At 58.2% G+C, this 14,053-nt stretch carries 17 protein-coding genes; 8 read left to right on the forward strand and 9 right to left on the reverse strand.

Annotated elements, in window-relative coordinates; all coding sequences use genetic code 11:
* Nucleotides 1–10 precede the first annotated feature (10 nt).
* Nucleotides 11–1,177: a bifunctional 2-methylcitrate synthase/citrate synthase gene (prpC, locus tag JK621_RS20005; protein ID WP_212557338.1), complete on the forward strand. Its 1,167-nt coding sequence runs from the start codon at nt 11–13 to the stop codon at nt 1,175–1,177.
* A 57-nt stretch (nt 1,178–1,234) separates the two neighbouring features.
* A complete protein-coding gene (locus JK621_RS20010) occupies nt 1,235–2,686 on the forward strand; it encodes a bifunctional 2-methylcitrate dehydratase/aconitate hydratase (RefSeq protein WP_212557339.1) in 1,452 nt (483 codons plus the stop codon).
* A gap of 76 nt (nt 2,687–2,762) precedes the next feature.
* Here JK621_RS20010 and mltC read toward each other — a convergent pair whose 3' ends face one another.
* The 3 genes from mltC to mutY are packed head-to-tail and all read right to left on the reverse strand — an operon-like array spanning nt 2,763 to nt 5,255.
* On the reverse strand, nt 2,763–3,839 hold the full coding sequence (gene mltC, locus JK621_RS20015) for a membrane-bound lytic murein transglycosylase MltC (RefSeq protein ID WP_212557340.1): 1,077 nt from the start codon (nt 3,837–3,839) through the stop codon (nt 2,763–2,765).
* 54 nt (nt 3,840–3,893) lie between these two features.
* On the reverse strand, nt 3,894–4,166 hold the full coding sequence (locus JK621_RS20020) for an oxidative damage protection protein (protein WP_004948040.1): 273 nt from the start codon (nt 4,164–4,166) through the stop codon (nt 3,894–3,896).
* 24 nt (nt 4,167–4,190) lie between these two features.
* The gene (mutY, locus tag JK621_RS20025) at nt 4,191–5,255 is read right to left on the reverse strand and encodes an A/G-specific adenine glycosylase (protein WP_212557341.1); all 1,065 of its coding nucleotides are present in this window, start codon (nt 5,253–5,255) and stop codon (nt 4,191–4,193) included.
* Between the two features lie 176 nt (nt 5,256–5,431).
* On the opposite strand from mutY, the gene trmB reads away from it, so the two are divergent.
* The 5 genes from trmB (at nt 5,432) to JK621_RS20050 (ending at nt 8,815) form a co-directional block, all read left to right on the forward strand.
* Nucleotides 5,432–6,151 carry a tRNA (guanosine(46)-N7)-methyltransferase TrmB gene (gene trmB / locus JK621_RS20030; RefSeq protein ID WP_013814492.1) on the forward strand — a complete coding sequence of 240 codons (720 nt, stop codon included), beginning with the start codon at nt 5,432–5,434 and terminating at the stop codon, nt 6,149–6,151.
* Complete coding sequence (locus JK621_RS20035) at nt 6,151–6,477, forward strand: YggL family protein (RefSeq protein ID WP_004948032.1); 327 nt, start codon at nt 6,151–6,153, stop codon at nt 6,475–6,477. Before trmB ends, JK621_RS20035 begins: the two co-directional genes overlap by 1 nt.
* 138 nt (nt 6,478–6,615) lie before the next feature.
* A complete protein-coding gene (glsB, locus tag JK621_RS20040; protein WP_212560248.1) occupies nt 6,616–7,539 on the forward strand; it encodes a glutaminase B in 924 nt (307 codons plus the stop codon).
* 30 nt (nt 7,540–7,569) lie between these two features.
* Nucleotides 7,570–8,286, forward strand: coding sequence for a DUF2884 domain-containing protein (locus JK621_RS20045; protein WP_212557342.1), 717 nt, complete (start codon nt 7,570–7,572; stop codon nt 8,284–8,286).
* A gap of 94 nt (nt 8,287–8,380) precedes the next feature.
* On the forward strand, nt 8,381–8,815 hold the full coding sequence (locus tag JK621_RS20050) for a DUF29 domain-containing protein (protein ID WP_212557343.1): 435 nt from the start codon (nt 8,381–8,383) through the stop codon (nt 8,813–8,815).
* A gap of 37 nt (nt 8,816–8,852) precedes the next feature.
* On the opposite strand, the gene hemW is transcribed toward JK621_RS20050, so the two are convergent.
* Genes hemW through JK621_RS20080 form a run of 6 tightly spaced genes read right to left on the reverse strand, consistent with a single transcriptional unit; the run spans nt 8,853 to nt 13,017 of the window.
* A complete protein-coding gene (hemW, locus tag JK621_RS20055; protein ID WP_212557344.1) occupies nt 8,853–9,995 on the reverse strand; it encodes a radical SAM family heme chaperone HemW in 1,143 nt (380 codons plus the stop codon).
* Nucleotides 9,988–10,581 carry an RdgB/HAM1 family non-canonical purine NTP pyrophosphatase gene (gene rdgB, locus JK621_RS20060; protein WP_212557345.1) on the reverse strand — a complete coding sequence of 198 codons (594 nt, stop codon included), beginning with the start codon at nt 10,579–10,581 and terminating at the stop codon, nt 9,988–9,990. The genes hemW and rdgB overlap by 8 nt, the downstream gene beginning before the upstream one ends.
* Nucleotides 10,582–10,598: 17 nt before the next feature.
* Nucleotides 10,599–10,889, reverse strand: a complete 291-nt coding sequence (gene yggU, locus JK621_RS20065) for a DUF167 family protein YggU (RefSeq protein WP_004948014.1) — start codon at nt 10,887–10,889, stop codon at nt 10,599–10,601.
* Nucleotides 10,886–11,440: a YggT family protein gene (locus JK621_RS20070; RefSeq protein WP_212557346.1), complete on the reverse strand. Its 555-nt coding sequence runs from the start codon at nt 11,438–11,440 to the stop codon at nt 10,886–10,888. The genes yggU and JK621_RS20070 overlap by 4 nt, the downstream gene beginning before the upstream one ends.
* Before the next feature lie 31 nt (nt 11,441–11,471).
* Nucleotides 11,472–12,290 carry a pyrroline-5-carboxylate reductase gene (gene proC, locus JK621_RS20075; protein ID WP_212557347.1) on the reverse strand — a complete coding sequence of 273 codons (819 nt, stop codon included), beginning with the start codon at nt 12,288–12,290 and terminating at the stop codon, nt 11,472–11,474.
* A 19-nt stretch (nt 12,291–12,309) separates the two neighbouring features.
* Nucleotides 12,310–13,017: a YggS family pyridoxal phosphate-dependent enzyme gene (locus JK621_RS20080; RefSeq protein ID WP_212557348.1), complete on the reverse strand. Its 708-nt coding sequence runs from the start codon at nt 13,015–13,017 to the stop codon at nt 12,310–12,312.
* Nucleotides 13,018–13,037: 20 nt separating this feature from the next.
* Here JK621_RS20080 and JK621_RS20085 point away from each other — a divergent pair, with 20 nt between their 5' ends.
* Nucleotides 13,038–14,048 (forward strand): type IV pilus twitching motility protein PilT, encoded by a 1,011-nt coding sequence (locus tag JK621_RS20085; protein ID WP_212557349.1) that lies wholly within the window; start codon nt 13,038–13,040, stop codon nt 14,046–14,048.
* Nucleotides 14,049–14,053: the final 5 nt, after the last annotated feature.

A 14,053-nucleotide genomic window follows, 5' to 3' on the forward strand; every position in this document is an offset into this window, starting at 1 on the left:
AGAGGCTGACATGGCAGATACGACGCCCCAACAGACACCGTCAGGCAATAAACCGAAAAAATCCGTTGCCTTATCCGGCGTGGTCGCGGGCAATACCGCGCTCTGTACCGTGGGCAGAAACGGCAACGATTTGCACTACCGCGGTTATGACATTCTCGAGCTGGCGCATTATTGTGAATTTGAAGAGGTGGCTTATTTGCTGATCCACGGCAAATTGCCCACCCGGCAGGAGCTGGACGCTTATAAGGTCAAGCTGAAAGCGCTGCGCGACGTGCCGATGAACGTTAAAACGGTGCTGGAAGCGCTGCCCGCCGCCTCGCACCCCATGGACGTCATGCGTACCGGCGTATCCGCATTGGGCTGCGTGTTACCGGAGAAAGAGGCGCATGGCACCCCGGGCGCCCGCGATATTGCCGACAAACTCCTGGCCTCGCTCGGTTCCATGCTGTTGTACTGGTATCACTATAGCCACAACGGCAAACGCATCGAGACGGAAACCGATGACGACTCGATTGGCGGCCATTTCCTCCATTTGCTGCATGGCGCCAGGCCCACGGAAAGCTGGGAAAAGGCGATGCACGCCTCGCTGGTGCTCTACGCCGAACATGAGTTCAACGCTTCTACCTTTACCGGTCGGGTCATTGCCGGCACCGGTTCGGACATTTATTCGGCGATTGCCGGCGCCATTGGCGCGCTGCGCGGCCCTAAACACGGTGGCGCCAATGAAGTCTCTCTGGAAATCCAGCAGCGTTATGAAACGCCGGAAGAGGCGGAGACCGATATCCGCAGACGCATCGAAAACAAAGAGGTGATCATTGGTTTTGGCCACCCGGTGTATACCATCGCCGATCCCCGCCATCAGGTCATCAAACGCATTGCACATCAGCTGGCGCAGGAAGCGGGGCAGCCGAAGTTGTTCAATATCGCCGACCGATTGGAGAGCGTGCTGTGGGAAAGCAAAAAAATGTTCCCTAACCTCGATTGGTTCTCGGCGGTTTCTTACAACATGATGGGCGTGCCCGCTGAAATGTTCACGCCGCTGTTTGTCATCGCCCGCGTTACCGGTTGGTCGGCGCATATTATTGAGCAGCGCCTCGACAACAAGATTATCCGGCCTGCGGCGGCCTATATCGGCCCGCAGGACCGCGCTTTTGTGCCCGTCGATCAGCGTCAATAAACCGGCGGCCGCATGGCGCCGCATTTGCCAATAATCATAAAACAGGAAGATAGCCTTATGTCCGCCTCCGTGCTCAATATCCGTCCGGATTTCGATCGTGAAATGGTCGACATTGTTGATTATGTTATGAATTATGAGATTTCATCGGCACTGGCGTATGAAACCGCGCACTATTGCTTTCTCGATACGCTGGGATGTGGCCTGGAAGCGCTGCAATATCCGGCCTGCAGGAAGTTGCTCGGGCCGATAGTGCCGGGCACCCAGGTGCCTCACGGCGCACGGGTGCCGGGGACGCAGTTTCAGCTCGATCCGGTGCAGGCGGCCTTCAATATTGGCACCATGATCCGCTGGCTCGATTTTAACGATACCTGGCTGGCGGCCGAGTGGGGGCACCCTTCGGATAATCTGGGCGGGGTCCTGGCGGTGGCGGACTGGCTGTCGCGCAATGCGGTGGCCGGTGGAAAAGCGCCGCTGACGATCGGGCAAGTGCTTGGCGGCATGATCAAGGCTCATGAAATTCAGGGCTGCATTGCGCTGGAGAACGCCTTTAACCGCGTCGGCCTGGATCACGTTTTGCTGGTGAAAGTCGCATCCACGGCGGTGGTGGCAGAGATGTTGGGGTTGTCCCGCGACGAAATCCTCAACGCCGTCTCGCTGGCCTGGGTGGATGGCCAGGCGCTGCGTACCTACCGCCATTCACCCAATACCGGCACGCGCAAGTCCTGGGCCGCCGGCGACGCCACCTCACGCGCAGTGCGGCTGGCGCTGATGGCGCAAACCGGTGAGATGGGTTACCCCTCGGCGCTCAGCGCCAGGACCTGGGGATTTTGCGACGTGCTGTTCAAGGGTGAACCGCTGCGCTTTCAGCGCCCCTATGGCTCTTACGTGATGGAAAACGTGCTGTTCAAGGTAGCTTTCCCGGCGGAGTTCCACGCCCAGACGGCGGTAGAAGCCGCAATGACGCTGCATCAACGGATGTCGGCGGCAGGCAAGAGCGCAGCGGATATCGGCAAAGTGAGCATTCGCACTCATGAAGCCTGCATCCGCATTATCGATAAGCAGGGGCCGCTTGATAACCCGGCGGATCGCGATCACTGCATTCAGTACATGGTGGCCATCGCGCTGCTGTTCGGGCGCCTGACCGCTACCGATTACGAAGACAATATCGCGCAGGATCAACGCATCGACAGCTTGCGCGCCAAGATCGGCTGTGTGGAAGATCCCGCGTTTACCGCCGACTACCACGATCCCGAGAAGCGTTCTATTGCCAACGCCATTACGCTGGAATTTAGCGACGGCAGCCGCTTCGAGGAGGTCGAGGTGCAATACCCGATCGGGCATGCCCGCCGCCGCCAGGACGGTATCCCTTTGCTGATTGAAAAATTCACCGCTAACCTGGGGCGCCAGTTTCCGCTCCGGCAGCAGCAGCGGATTTTGGCTATCTCTTTGGATCGGCAGCGTTTAGAGCAGATGCCGGTGCATGAATACCTCGATCTGTACGTGATTTAAACGCCGCATCTACAGCGATAAGCCGAAAAAAGGGCCGGTTTTTATGCCGGCCCTGGGTATTTTCCGCCTGAGCGCATTACCTTCTGCGATAGCTCTTCTGCGCGTTGTTCACCTTCACCAGATAACGGCGTGACTCGCCGGCCGGGTGTTTGGTGGTCAGCGTCTGGTAAATGTCACCCGGCTGCATGCCGTTGATGATACTCACCGCGCGGGTTCTGTCGCTGGAGAACACTCGCAACACGCTGCCTGCGCCGCCGTTATAGGCGGTGATCACCGCATAGCGGCGTGAGGTCGGGTTCTGAATGCCGGCCAGGTAGTTGTTTTGCAGGATCGCCAGATAAGCGGTGCCGGTGTCGATGTTGTTCTCCGGATCGAACAGGTAGCTGCGGCTTGGCGTGCCCCATTTCCCGCGCATCTGGAACACGTCTTTACCGGCGGTATGCTGCACAACCTGCATCAGGCCGAGCGCATCCGAACCGCTTACCGCATACGGGTTAAAGCTGGATTCGGTCTGCATGATCGCCAGGATCAGCGACTCTTCCACCCCGTATTTCTCCGATGCCTTGCGTACCATCGGCAGGTATTTGTGCGCACGCTGATCCAGGTGGTTTGGCACCAGCTGAATGGTGACCGAGTAAATCACGTGCAGGCCGGAGGTGCGCTTTTGCAGCTTGGTTTGCAGCAGATAGTCGGCAAAGTGCGCCGCACGCCATTCCCAACGGATCGGCGCGCCTTTGTTATCCAGCACCTGGCCATACAGGAACGGCTCTTTACTGATCTGGATATCGTTGACGTCGGAATAGAGGTCGATCGAACCCGGATCGTCCCCCATCAGCAGGGTGCTGATGATCGCCTGGCGCAGGTGAGCGGCGGGATCGGTGGTGGCGATGGTTTCAATGGTTATCGCGCCGGAATCAAAGTTGATGTGGCTACGGGTTTCATACTGATCGGTATATTTAACGTAATCTTTTGGCCCGGCGATCAGAACTTCGTTCAGACCCCAGATATTCTCGATGTTGTGGGCAAACTGGCCCATCAGGATCTCGAAACCGTTGGTGTCTTTGACCCAGGCTTCGTTGACTTCGTCGGTTTTCTTGCCGGAACAGGAAATCAGCAATGGCGCTATCACTAGCAAAGCTAAAATTTTCTTCATCTTAAAGCCGTATACGAGAAGTTTTGGAAGGGCCAGCGCCTGGCCCCAACAGCATTATTCGCTTGGTGGCGTATAGCCTTCGATATGGACGTCGTGCCCTTCGAACAGGAATTTGACCATTTCGGCTTCCAGCAGTTTGCGGTCATCCACGTTCATCATGTTCAGCTTTTTCTCGTTGATCAGCATGGTCTGTTTTTTCATCCATTCGGCCCAGGCCTCTTTCGAGATCTCGTTATAGATGCGTTTGCCGATGTCCCCTGGATAAAGCTGGAAGTCCTGCCCTTCGGCATCGCGCTGCAAGAAGGTACAAAAAATGGTTCTGCTCATGCTAATTCCTCATTATTTAGGGTATTAACCCTGTTGGAGCGGGGAGTGTTTTGCCAACTGTTGCAACAGGCGGTCAACCGGCGCCGCCAGCCCGACGGCGGGCGGTTGCGCCAGGTTATACCAGAGACCGACCCCCTCATCCATACTGCCGCCCGCCGCGTTCATTTCCAGCCACATTGGCACGATATCGAGATGGAAATGGCTGAAAGTATGGCGAAATGCGGTCAACTGCTCCAGGCGATTGCCTTTCAGACCGCGCTGTTGCAGCCAGAGTTCCATCTCTTCGCGTTCGCTGAACTGCGGGAAGCAAAACAGCCCGCCCCACAGCCCGACGGCCGGGCGCTGTTCCAGCCACGCCCGCTCGCCGCTTTGCAGCAATAAGAAGTAGGCGGTTTTTTCCGGCAGCGTCTGCTTAGGTTTTTTACCGGGGTATTTTGCCCAACTGTGGTTAGCGTAAGCGATGCAGCCGGTATTAAGGGGGCACAGCTCGCATTTGGGTTTGGAGCGGGTGCACACCATCGCGCCCAGATCCATCATCGCCTGATTGAACTGGCCGACGCCCTGGGCCGGGGTGACGTCTTCACTGATCCGCCACAGGCGGTTCTCTACGTCTTTTTTGCCCGGCCAGCCCTCAACCGCATAGCAGCGGGCCAGCACGCGCTTCACGTTGCCGTCGAGGATCGGATAGTGTTGACCGAGCGCCAGCGACAGCACCGCACCGGCGGTTGAGCGGCCGATGCCGGGCAGGGCGGCGATTTCTTCAAAGGTTGTCGGGAACTCGCCGCCGTGCTGTGCGACAATGGTCTGCGCCGCCTTATGCAGGTTGCGCGCGCGAGCGTAGTAACCCAGGCCGGTCCACAGGTGCAGCACTTCGTCCAGCGGCGCTTCTGCCAATGCGCGTACGTTGGGAAAGCGCGCCATAAAACGCTGAAAGTAAGGAATAACGGTGGCAACCTGAGTTTGTTGCAACATGACCTCGGAGAGCCATACTTGATAGGCGGTCTTATCAAGCTGCCACGGCAGGGTTTTACGGCCGTAACGCTGGTACCAGTCAAGCACCACCTGTGCGAACTGTTGTGCTTGCATCATAAGCAGATTCGATATCCGGCAGAAAATGAAGCGAGATTGCAGCATAGAGTCATGTTGCTGTAAACCGGAACTTTCCGACGTCGCACGGCAGGTATCAAGATGAACACTTGCTAAACCAAGGTATCTTTGCATAATGCGCGTTTCCCTAATTGGCAGCCAAACAGACAGAAAGCACTATGATTAATGACGTCATCTCCCCGGAATTTGATGAGAACGGCCGCGCGATGCGCCGTATCCGCAGTTTTGTCCGCCGCCAGGGGCGGTTGACCAAAGGCCAGCAGCACGCGCTGGACAACTATTGGCCGGTGATGGGCGTGGAGTATCAGGCTGAACCTGTCGATATCGCCGCACTGTTCGGGCGCGACGCGCCGACCGTGCTGGAGATCGGTTTTGGCATGGGCGCCTCGCTGGTGACCATGGCGAGCAACAATCCGCAGCAGAACTTCCTGGGGATTGAGGTGCATTCGCCGGGCGTGGGCGCTTGCCTGGCTGACGCCACTGAAGCGGAATTGAGCAACCTGCGCGTGATGTGTCACGATGCGGTTGAGGTGCTGGAGAATATGATCCCGGACGGGTCGCTGGACATGGTGCAGCTGTTTTTCCCCGATCCGTGGCACAAAGCGCGCCACAACAAACGCCGCATCGTACAGACGCCGTTTGTTGAACTGGTGCGACGCAAACTGAAAGTCGGCGGCGTGTTCCATATGGCCACCGACTGGCAACCTTATGCAGAACATATGTTAGAGGTTATGAACGGGATCTCAGGCTACCGTAATCTTTCCAGCGATAATGATTACGTGCCGCGTCCGGATTCACGCCCGCTGACAAAATTTGAATTACGCGGCCAGCGTCTGGGACATGGCGTTTGGGATTTGATGTTTGAGAGGAAAGAATAATGGCTAAGAACCGCAGTCGTCGTTTACGTAAAAAGTTACACATTGAAGAGTTTCAGGAGCTGGGTTTCTCCGTAGCATGGCGCTTTGCCGAAGGCACCGCGGTTGAGGATATCGACAGCACGCTGGACGCTTTCATCGACGAAGTGATTGAGCCGAACGGCCTGGCCTTTGACGGCAGCGGCTATCTGCAGTGGGAAGGGTTAATCTGCCTGCAAACCATCGGGCATTGCACCGACGAACAGCGTGAACTGGTCAAAAAATGGCTGGAAGCGCGCAAGCTGTCCGACGTTAAGGTCAGCGATCTGTTCGATATCTGGTGGGATTGATTTTCTCAGCCTGATGAGTGCGGCTTCGCGCCGCGCCGTTCCTTGAATTTAAGGTGCCTTAACGGCGCCTTTGTTTTATGCCCAATAGATTTCAAGTTGCGGCTTGAAAGATGAAGGGAAAGCCGGAGTGTGACCGAGGTGGTAACGACATTGGATAACGCGTTGCTGGATGACATCCTGCAACAGGTGCGCCCGCTGATTGGCAAAGGGAAGGTGGCGGACTATATACCGGCGCTGGCGGAAGTGGCCGCCGACCGTTTGGCGATCGCCGTTTGCACCGTCGACGGCGAGATGTTCCAGGCCGGGGACGCCACGGAACGTTTCTCTATTCAGTCTATTTCCAAGGTGCTGAGCCTGACGCTGGCGCTGACGCGCTACCAGGAGCACGAGATCTGGCAACGGGTCGGCAAAGAGCCTTCCGGCCTGCCGTTCAACTCGTTGTTGCAGCTGGAAATGGAACAGGGCAAGCCGCGCAATCCGTTTATCAACCCCGGCGCGCTGGTGGTGTGCGACATGCTGCAAACCCGGCTCAGCGCCCCTAAACAGCGGATGCTGGAAGTGGTGCGGCAACTGACCGGCGAAGACGATCTGGCCTATGACTCCCGCGTGGCGCGCTCCGAGTTCGAACACTCCGATCGCAACGCGGCGATAGCCTATCTGATGAAGTCGTTCGGCAACTTCGAAAACGACGTGCTCACCGTTCTGCAAACCTATTTCCACTACTGTGCGCTGCGCATGAGCTGCGTTGAGCTGGCGCGCAGTTTTGCCTATCTGGCCAATCACGGGCGCGATCTCCGTGGGCGCGAAGTGATAAGCCCGCTGCAGGCGCGCCAGATCAATGCCCTGATGATGACCAGCGGTATGTACGACGGCGCGGGGGAGTTTGCTTATCGGGTGGGCATGCCGGGCAAATCCGGCGTGGGCGGCGGCATTGTCGCTATCGTGCCCGATGAGCTGTCGATCGCCGTCTGGTCGCCGGAGCTGGATGCGTCCGGTAACTCCCTGGCGGGAACTGCGGCGCTGGAACTGTTGTCTCAACGGATTAGCCGTTCGATTTTTTAATCCCACCACGGAAGGGAGTCAGGAGAAAATATGTTAAAGAAAACCGGGTTAGCCTTACTGCTGTTGACCGCTTCACAGGCGCATGCCGAATATCAGTGCAGCGTTAAACCCCAGGACGATGTGGTTATCAGCCCGCAGAACGTGCAGGTGACTGGCGCCAGCGGCAATCTGCAGATCTCGGCGGATGGCGACGTCACCCGTAACGGCCAGGCGCTGAGCCTCAACGACAGCCAGCGTCAGAAAGCCTTCAGTTACCAGAGTGCGCTACGCAAAGAACTGCCGTGGATCGACAAGGGCGCGCAGCAGCATCTGGAAAAAGCGCGGGTGGCGCTGGACAAGGTGATCGTGAAGGAACTGGGTAGCGACAGCAATGTGCGCAACCGCCTGACCACGTTGAACGACCAGCTTAAGCAGCAGATGAACCGCATTATCGAACACCGCAGCGACGGCCTGGCTTTCCACCACAAGGCGATCGACCAGGTTGAGCAGGATGGCCGCAATCTCGTGCAGCAAAGCATGGGCGGCGTGCTGCAAGACAGCCTGAACGAGATGGGCGTCAAGCAGGCCGCCAGCAGCGGCGGTAACCCGTTGCAGGCGATTATGGGCAATCTGGGTGGCCTGCAGAAGGCGATTCAGAACGAATGGAACAACCAGGAGCAGGATTTCCAGAACTTTGGTCACGACGTCTGCAGCCGCGTTACCGGCCTGGAAACCCAGCGTAAAGATCTGCTTAACGCGTTGAAGTAACAGTCAATCAGGGGGGCATATTTTGACCTGCGGATTGTTATCTGACAGACTGGTTAAATTATGTACTGATTCATGGGTGTTTACGGAGAACGCTATGGGCCATACTCGCTACGAAACTGATGTTGTCGCCTGGGCAAATGAACAGGCAGCTCTTTTGCGCTCCGGAAAATTGTCTGAGATCGATATTGAAAAGATCGCCGAGGAGATTGAGGACGTGGGGAAGAGCGAGCAAAGGGAACTTGCAAGCCGCATGACGGTGCTGATTGCACACCTGCTGAAATGGAAGTATCAGCCGGTGCGGCGTGGAAGCAGTTGGGAAAAAACCATTAAAGCGCAACGGAAAGAGGTGCTTTACAGTTTGAAAGAATCGCCGAGTTTAAAAAGTAAGCTCGGTGATGCAGATTGGCTGGACGTGATTTGGTCAAAAGCGGTAGCGCTTGCCACCACGGAAACCGGATTGGACGTTTTCCCCGAAAGCGCCATTTGGGATGCCCAGCACGCACTTTCACAAGAATTTTTCCCAGACTAGAATCAATAAAAAAGCGCTGATAGTTCAGCGCTTTTTTTTACTCGTCGTCCACCAGGAACAGCTCCAGCAGCGAGTTAAGGAACAGTTTGCCTTTTTCGGTGATCTGCCAGTATTCCGCCGTTTCTTCCAGATAACCTTTCTCCAGCGCCTCATCCAACTGTGGGCGAATCACGCTTTCATCCAGCCCGGTGTAGTTGGCGAAATCGGCACGCGGCGCGGCCTCCAGCAGGCGGAAGCGGTTCATAAAGAACTCGAACGGCCGATCCGCCGTCGTCACCTCATGCTGTTTGTCCATATACTTGCCCTGCATAAAACCGCGCGGATGCTTGGTTTTCGCGGTGCGCAGAATGCGGCCGTCGCTGAAGGTCAGCTTGCCGTGCGCGCCGCAGCCAATCCCCAGGTAGTCGCCGAAGCGCCAGTAATTGAGATTGTGCCGGCATTGATAACCCGGTTTGGCGTAGGCCGAGGTTTCATACTGCCGGTAGCCGGCGGCGCTCAGCAACTGGTGGCCGCGTTCGAAGATGTCCCACAGCGCATCGTCGTCCGGCAGCACCGGCGGCCGCGAGCTGAACAGGGTGTTCGGCTCGATGGTCAACTGATACCACGACAGGTGCGGCGGGTTCAAAGCGATCGCCTGGCGCAGATCGTCCAGCGCCTCTTCCAGCGACTGGTCCGGCAAACCGTGCATCAGATCGAGGTTAAAGCTGCGCAGGCCGAGACCGGTGGCCAGGTGTGCCGCACGCTTGGCCTCTTCCGGGCCGTGAATGCGCCCCAGACGGGTTAACTTCTCTGCGCTGAAGCTTTGCACGCCGATCGAGATGCGGTTCACACCGGCGCGCTGGTAGCCGCTGAAGCGATCGGCCTCCACGGTGCCGGGGTTGGCCTCCATGGTGATCTCCGCGTCATCGGCGACGCGAATACGCGCCCGCACGCCATCGAGCAGCGATTGCATCGCCTCGGCGCTCAGCAGGCTGGGGGTGCCGCCGCCGATAAAAATGGTGCTGATTTCCCGGCCGCTTACCAGCGGCAGATCGGCATCCAGATCGGCCAGCAGGTGATCGACGTATTCCTGATGCGGCACTTCCCCCTTCAACGCGTGCGAGTTGAAGTCGCAGTACGGGCATTTCTGCACGCACCACGGGATGTGAATGTACAAACTCAGCGGAGGCAGCTTAAGCATTGCGCATGGCTTCCAGCATCAGCTTCAGCGCCTGACCGCGGTGTGACACCGCGCTCTTCTCGTCGCGGCTCAGTTCGGCGGCGGTGCGGCCCAGTTCCGGCACGTAGAAGACAGGATCGTAACCGAAACCACCGGCACCGGCGGATTCAAAGCCGATTTCACCCGCCCAGCTACCGTGGAACACCAGCGGCGTCGGGTCTTCTGCATGACGCATGTACACCAGCACGCAGTGGAACTGCGCGCCGCGGCTGCCTTGCGGCACGTCTTTCAGCGCCACCAGCAGCTTGTCGAGGTTTTGCTGGTCGGAAGCGTCTACGCCGGCGTAGCGCGCAGAGTAGATGCCAGGTGCGCCGCCCAAGGCGTCCACCGCCAGGCCGGAGTCATCGGCGATCGCCGGCAGGCCGGTGATTTGCGCCGCGTGACGGGCTTTCAGGATGGCGTTTTCGATAAACGTCAGGCCGGTTTCCTCGGCGGAATCCACGCCCAGCTCGGTTTGTGCGACCACGTTCAGACCGAAATCGGCCAGCAGGTCGGCGAGTTCACGCACTTTCCCCGGGTTACCGGTGGCAAGAACGACTTTTTGCATAATGACTACCTTGAAAATTACTCGATAAGCGCCGCGACCACGGCGGGGATCTGTTGCGGATTAACGATGCGTAACTGTTTATGCCGCCCCAGTTCGCCTTTCTCGATGGTGACGTTGCTTTTCGCCACTTTAAACTGCTTGGCGATAAACTTGATCAGATGGGCGTTGGCCTGGCCGTCAACCGGCGGGGCGGTAATGGCGACTTTAAGTTCGTCGCCATGCAAACCGATAATCTGGTCGCGGCTGGCTTTCGGCTGAATATATAGCCTGATTGCCAGCCCGTCCAGCACGGGAGTGACTGCACTCACAGCAGGAACCAGATCTCACCGAACAGATCCATACCCAGGTAGTTGATCAGATACAGGATCAGGATCACCACCATCCCTGAAAAATCGATACCGCCCATGGCCGGAAGAATGCGGCGGATCGGGGCCATCAGGGGTTCCGTCAACTGATACATCACATAGTCGATCGGGCTGCGGCCCTGGCTGACCCAGCTCATCAAGGCGCGGATAATCATCACCCAGAAGATCAGATAGCCTGCCGACTTGACCAGCGAAATCAGGCCAAACAGCAGGTTATACGGGCTGAGCGACATCGCGCCGCCCTGGATCAACAGCAGCAGCGGGTACTTGATGGTCATCAGCAGGAACGCCAGCAACAGAGAAGCGCTGTCGATTGGCCCCAGTGATGGAATTATTCGGCGCAGCGGGCCAACCACCGGCTGGGTGATCTTCACCACGAACTGGGCGAACGGGTTATAAAAATCGGTACGCGTCCACTGCATCCAAATACGCAGCAGCAGTACCATGACGTAAAGATCAATAACGGTTTTGACCAAAAAAGTCAGCGTTAGCATGAAGGGGCCCTTCTCCTTAACTTTCGGTTATTTAAAATGATTTTTCCATTTCCTGCGCACGGGAAACCGCCGCGCGCATGGCTTTGGCCACGGTCTCCGGCAGTTGTTGCTCGTTGAATACCCGCAGCGCTTCGGCGGTGGTGCCGCCTTTGGAGGTGACCTGCTCGCGCAGAGTCGATAATGGCGTGTCCGGGTTGGCTTCCACCAGCGCGGCTGCGCCGGAAGCGGCCTGTTGCACCAGCTCGCGTGCGGTTTGGCTATCGAAGCCCATGCGCTCGGCTTCTTGCTGCATGGCTTCCATAAACAAGAAGAAGTAGGCCGGAGCGCTGCCTGCGGCGGCGATGACGCCGTTGATGCCGTTTTCGTCATCCACCCAGCAAACCTTGCCGACGGAGGCCATCAAATCGCCGGTGTAGTCGCGATCCTGCTGGCTGACCTGTTGCGGCGCGTACAGGCCGCTCATGCCTTTGCCAACCAGAGACGGGGTATTGGGCATAATGCGCACGATGCTCAGTTTGTCGCTCAACAGTTGGTAAAAACGGCTGACCTGAATGCCGGCGGCGATCGACAGCACCAGCTTGCCGGAGAAATCGACCTGCTGCAGCGGCTGACAGACGTCGGCCATCATCTGCGGTTTTACCGCCAGCACCACGACCTCGGCCTCGCGCGCGCAGGCCAGGTTGTCACTGCTGCTGACGATGCCGTAGTCCGCCGCCAGCGCATCGCGGTTTTTAGCCGAAGGCGCGCAGACGCTGATGAGTTTAGCCGGGTATCCGCCCGCCACCAGGCCGGCGATAATCGCGCGCGCCATGTTGCCGGCGCCAATAAAGGTAATCTTACGGTGTTGCATCAAAATTCCTCGTTATATGTCAGGCCGGTGAATAATCACGAGCGCCGAAAATTGCGGTGCCGATACGCACCAGGGTGCTGCCTGCGGCGATCGCCGCCGCCATATCATCCGTCATGCCCATAGACAGGGTATCCACCTGCGGATAGTGCTGTTGCAGGGCCAGGAAGGCGTCGCTCATCCGGCCGAATACCGCCAACTGGCGCTGGTAGTCTTCTTCCGGAGCGGGGATCGCCATCAGCCCACGCAGCGTCACGTTCGGCAGCGCGGCTACCGCCTCCGCCAGCGCCGGTAATTCAGCCAGTACAATGCCAGATTTACTCTGTTCATCGCTGATATTAATTTGGATCAGAACGTTAAGCGGCGGCATGCCTGCCGGGCGCTGATCGCTGAGGCGTTGGGCGATGCGCAGCCGATCCACCGTGTGGCACCAGGCGAAGTGCTCCGCCACCAGCCGGCTTTTATTGGATTGCAACGGGCCGATAAAGTGCCAATCCAGCGTTGCGCCTTCCGGCAGCGTGGCGAAATGCTGCACTTTATCCACGCCTTCCTGCACGTAATTCTCGCCAAAGGCACGCTGGCCGGCGGCGATGGCTTCTGCGATCGCCGCCACAGGTTTGGTCTTGCTGACTGCAAGCAGAGTGATTTCTTCTGGAGCGCGTGCGCAACCTTGAGCGGCTGCCGCGATGCGGCTTCTGACATCCTGCAGATTCTGTTGGATAGTGCTCATTATTGACCCAGGAGATTGATATGGATATCGATGAATTCGTGGCCCTTAGTGTAAAGCATAATGCTTCCGATCTGCACCTTTGTGCGGGCCATCGGCCCATGTTGCGCATTGATGGCGAACTGCAGCCGCTGGAAGGGGCGGAAACGCTGACCCGGGAGCGTATGCACCAGCTGTGCGGCGCGCTGCTGCAACCGCCGCAGCGGCAACATTTGCAGCGGCGCGGCCAGCTCGATCTGGCGTTGACGCTGGCGGGCGATGTTCGGCTGCGCGCCAATTTCTTTTTGCAGAATTTGGGGGTATCCATTGCGCTGCGGTTGATTGCCGGCCACTGCCCGGCGTTGGCGGCGTTAGCGGTGCCGGCGATTGTCCCCGCGCTGCTGCGGCGTGAAGATGGCCTGATACTGGTCACCGGCGCGACCGGCAGCGGTAAATCCACCACGCTGGCGGCGATGATCGACGACATCAACCAGCATCAACGGCGGCATATCATCACGCTGGAAGACCCGATCGAATTTATGCACCATAGCCGGAAGTCGCTGATCCAACAGCGTGAACTGGGTCGCGATAGCCACAGTTTTGACGAAGCGCTACGCGCCGCGCTGCGTGAAGATCCGGATGTGATCCTGTTGGGGGAACTGCGCGATACCGCCACCATTCGTCTGGCGCTTACTGCGGCGGAAACCGGCCATCTGGTGCTGGCGACGCTGCACACCCGCAGCGCGCCGCAGGCGGTGGATCGTTTGGTCGACGTTTTCCCGGCGGAAGAAAAGCCTTATGTGCGTGCGCAGCTGGCCGCCAGCCTGCAGGCGGTGATTGCGCAAAAGTTGCTAGGCAGGCCCGGCGGAGGGCGGGTGGCAATATTTGAGGTGCTGACGGCAACGGCGGCGGTCAGCAGCATGATCCGCGAAGGCAAAACCCATCAGCTCGCCAGCGTGCTGCAAACCGGCGCGCAGTCCGGCATGCAGACCTTTGAACAGGGATTGCAGCAGCGGATCGACGCCGGTTTGTTGGGGGGAGAAGCAGGGGCGTGACAGGC

This window comes from Serratia plymuthica, assembly GCF_018336935.1.
Taxonomy (GTDB): Bacteria; Pseudomonadota; Gammaproteobacteria; order Enterobacterales; family Enterobacteriaceae; genus Serratia; species Serratia plymuthica_B.

Excerpts from the sequence above, each read along its gene's own strand:
- JK621_RS20020 (WP_004948040.1), bottom strand. The coding sequence starts at position 4,166 with ATGAGCAGAACCATTTTTTGTACCTTCTTGCAGCGCGATGCCGAAGGG.
- JK621_RS20035 (WP_004948032.1), top strand. The coding sequence starts at position 6,151 with ATGGCTAAGAACCGCAGTCGTCGTTTACGTAAAAAGTTACACATTGAA.
- rdgB (WP_212557345.1), bottom strand. The coding sequence starts at position 10,581 with ATGCAAAAAGTCGTTCTTGCCACCGGTAACCCGGGGAAAGTGCGTGAA.
- mutY (WP_212557341.1), bottom strand. The coding sequence starts at position 5,255 with ATGATGCAAGCACAACAGTTCGCACAGGTGGTGCTTGACTGGTACCAG.
- JK621_RS20070 (WP_212557346.1), bottom strand. The coding sequence starts at position 11,440 with ATGCTAACGCTGACTTTTTTGGTCAAAACCGTTATTGATCTTTACGTC.
- JK621_RS20010 (WP_212557339.1), top strand. The coding sequence starts at position 1,235 with ATGTCCGCCTCCGTGCTCAATATCCGTCCGGATTTCGATCGTGAAATG.
- trmB (WP_013814492.1), top strand. The coding sequence starts at position 5,432 with ATGATTAATGACGTCATCTCCCCGGAATTTGATGAGAACGGCCGCGCG.
- hemW (WP_212557344.1), bottom strand. The coding sequence starts at position 9,995 with ATGCTTAAGCTGCCTCCGCTGAGTTTGTACATTCACATCCCGTGGTGC.
- JK621_RS20085 (WP_212557349.1), top strand. The coding sequence starts at position 13,038 with ATGGATATCGATGAATTCGTGGCCCTTAGTGTAAAGCATAATGCTTCC.
- JK621_RS20050 (WP_212557343.1), top strand. The coding sequence starts at position 8,381 with ATGGGCCATACTCGCTACGAAACTGATGTTGTCGCCTGGGCAAATGAA.
- JK621_RS20080 (WP_212557348.1), bottom strand. The coding sequence starts at position 13,017 with ATGAGCACTATCCAACAGAATCTGCAGGATGTCAGAAGCCGCATCGCG.
- mltC (WP_212557340.1), bottom strand. The coding sequence starts at position 3,839 with ATGAAGAAAATTTTAGCTTTGCTAGTGATAGCGCCATTGCTGATTTCC.
- proC (WP_212557347.1), bottom strand. The coding sequence starts at position 12,290 with ATGCAACACCGTAAGATTACCTTTATTGGCGCCGGCAACATGGCGCGC.
- JK621_RS20045 (WP_212557342.1), top strand. The coding sequence starts at position 7,570 with ATGTTAAAGAAAACCGGGTTAGCCTTACTGCTGTTGACCGCTTCACAG.
- prpC (WP_212557338.1), top strand. The coding sequence starts at position 11 with ATGGCAGATACGACGCCCCAACAGACACCGTCAGGCAATAAACCGAAA.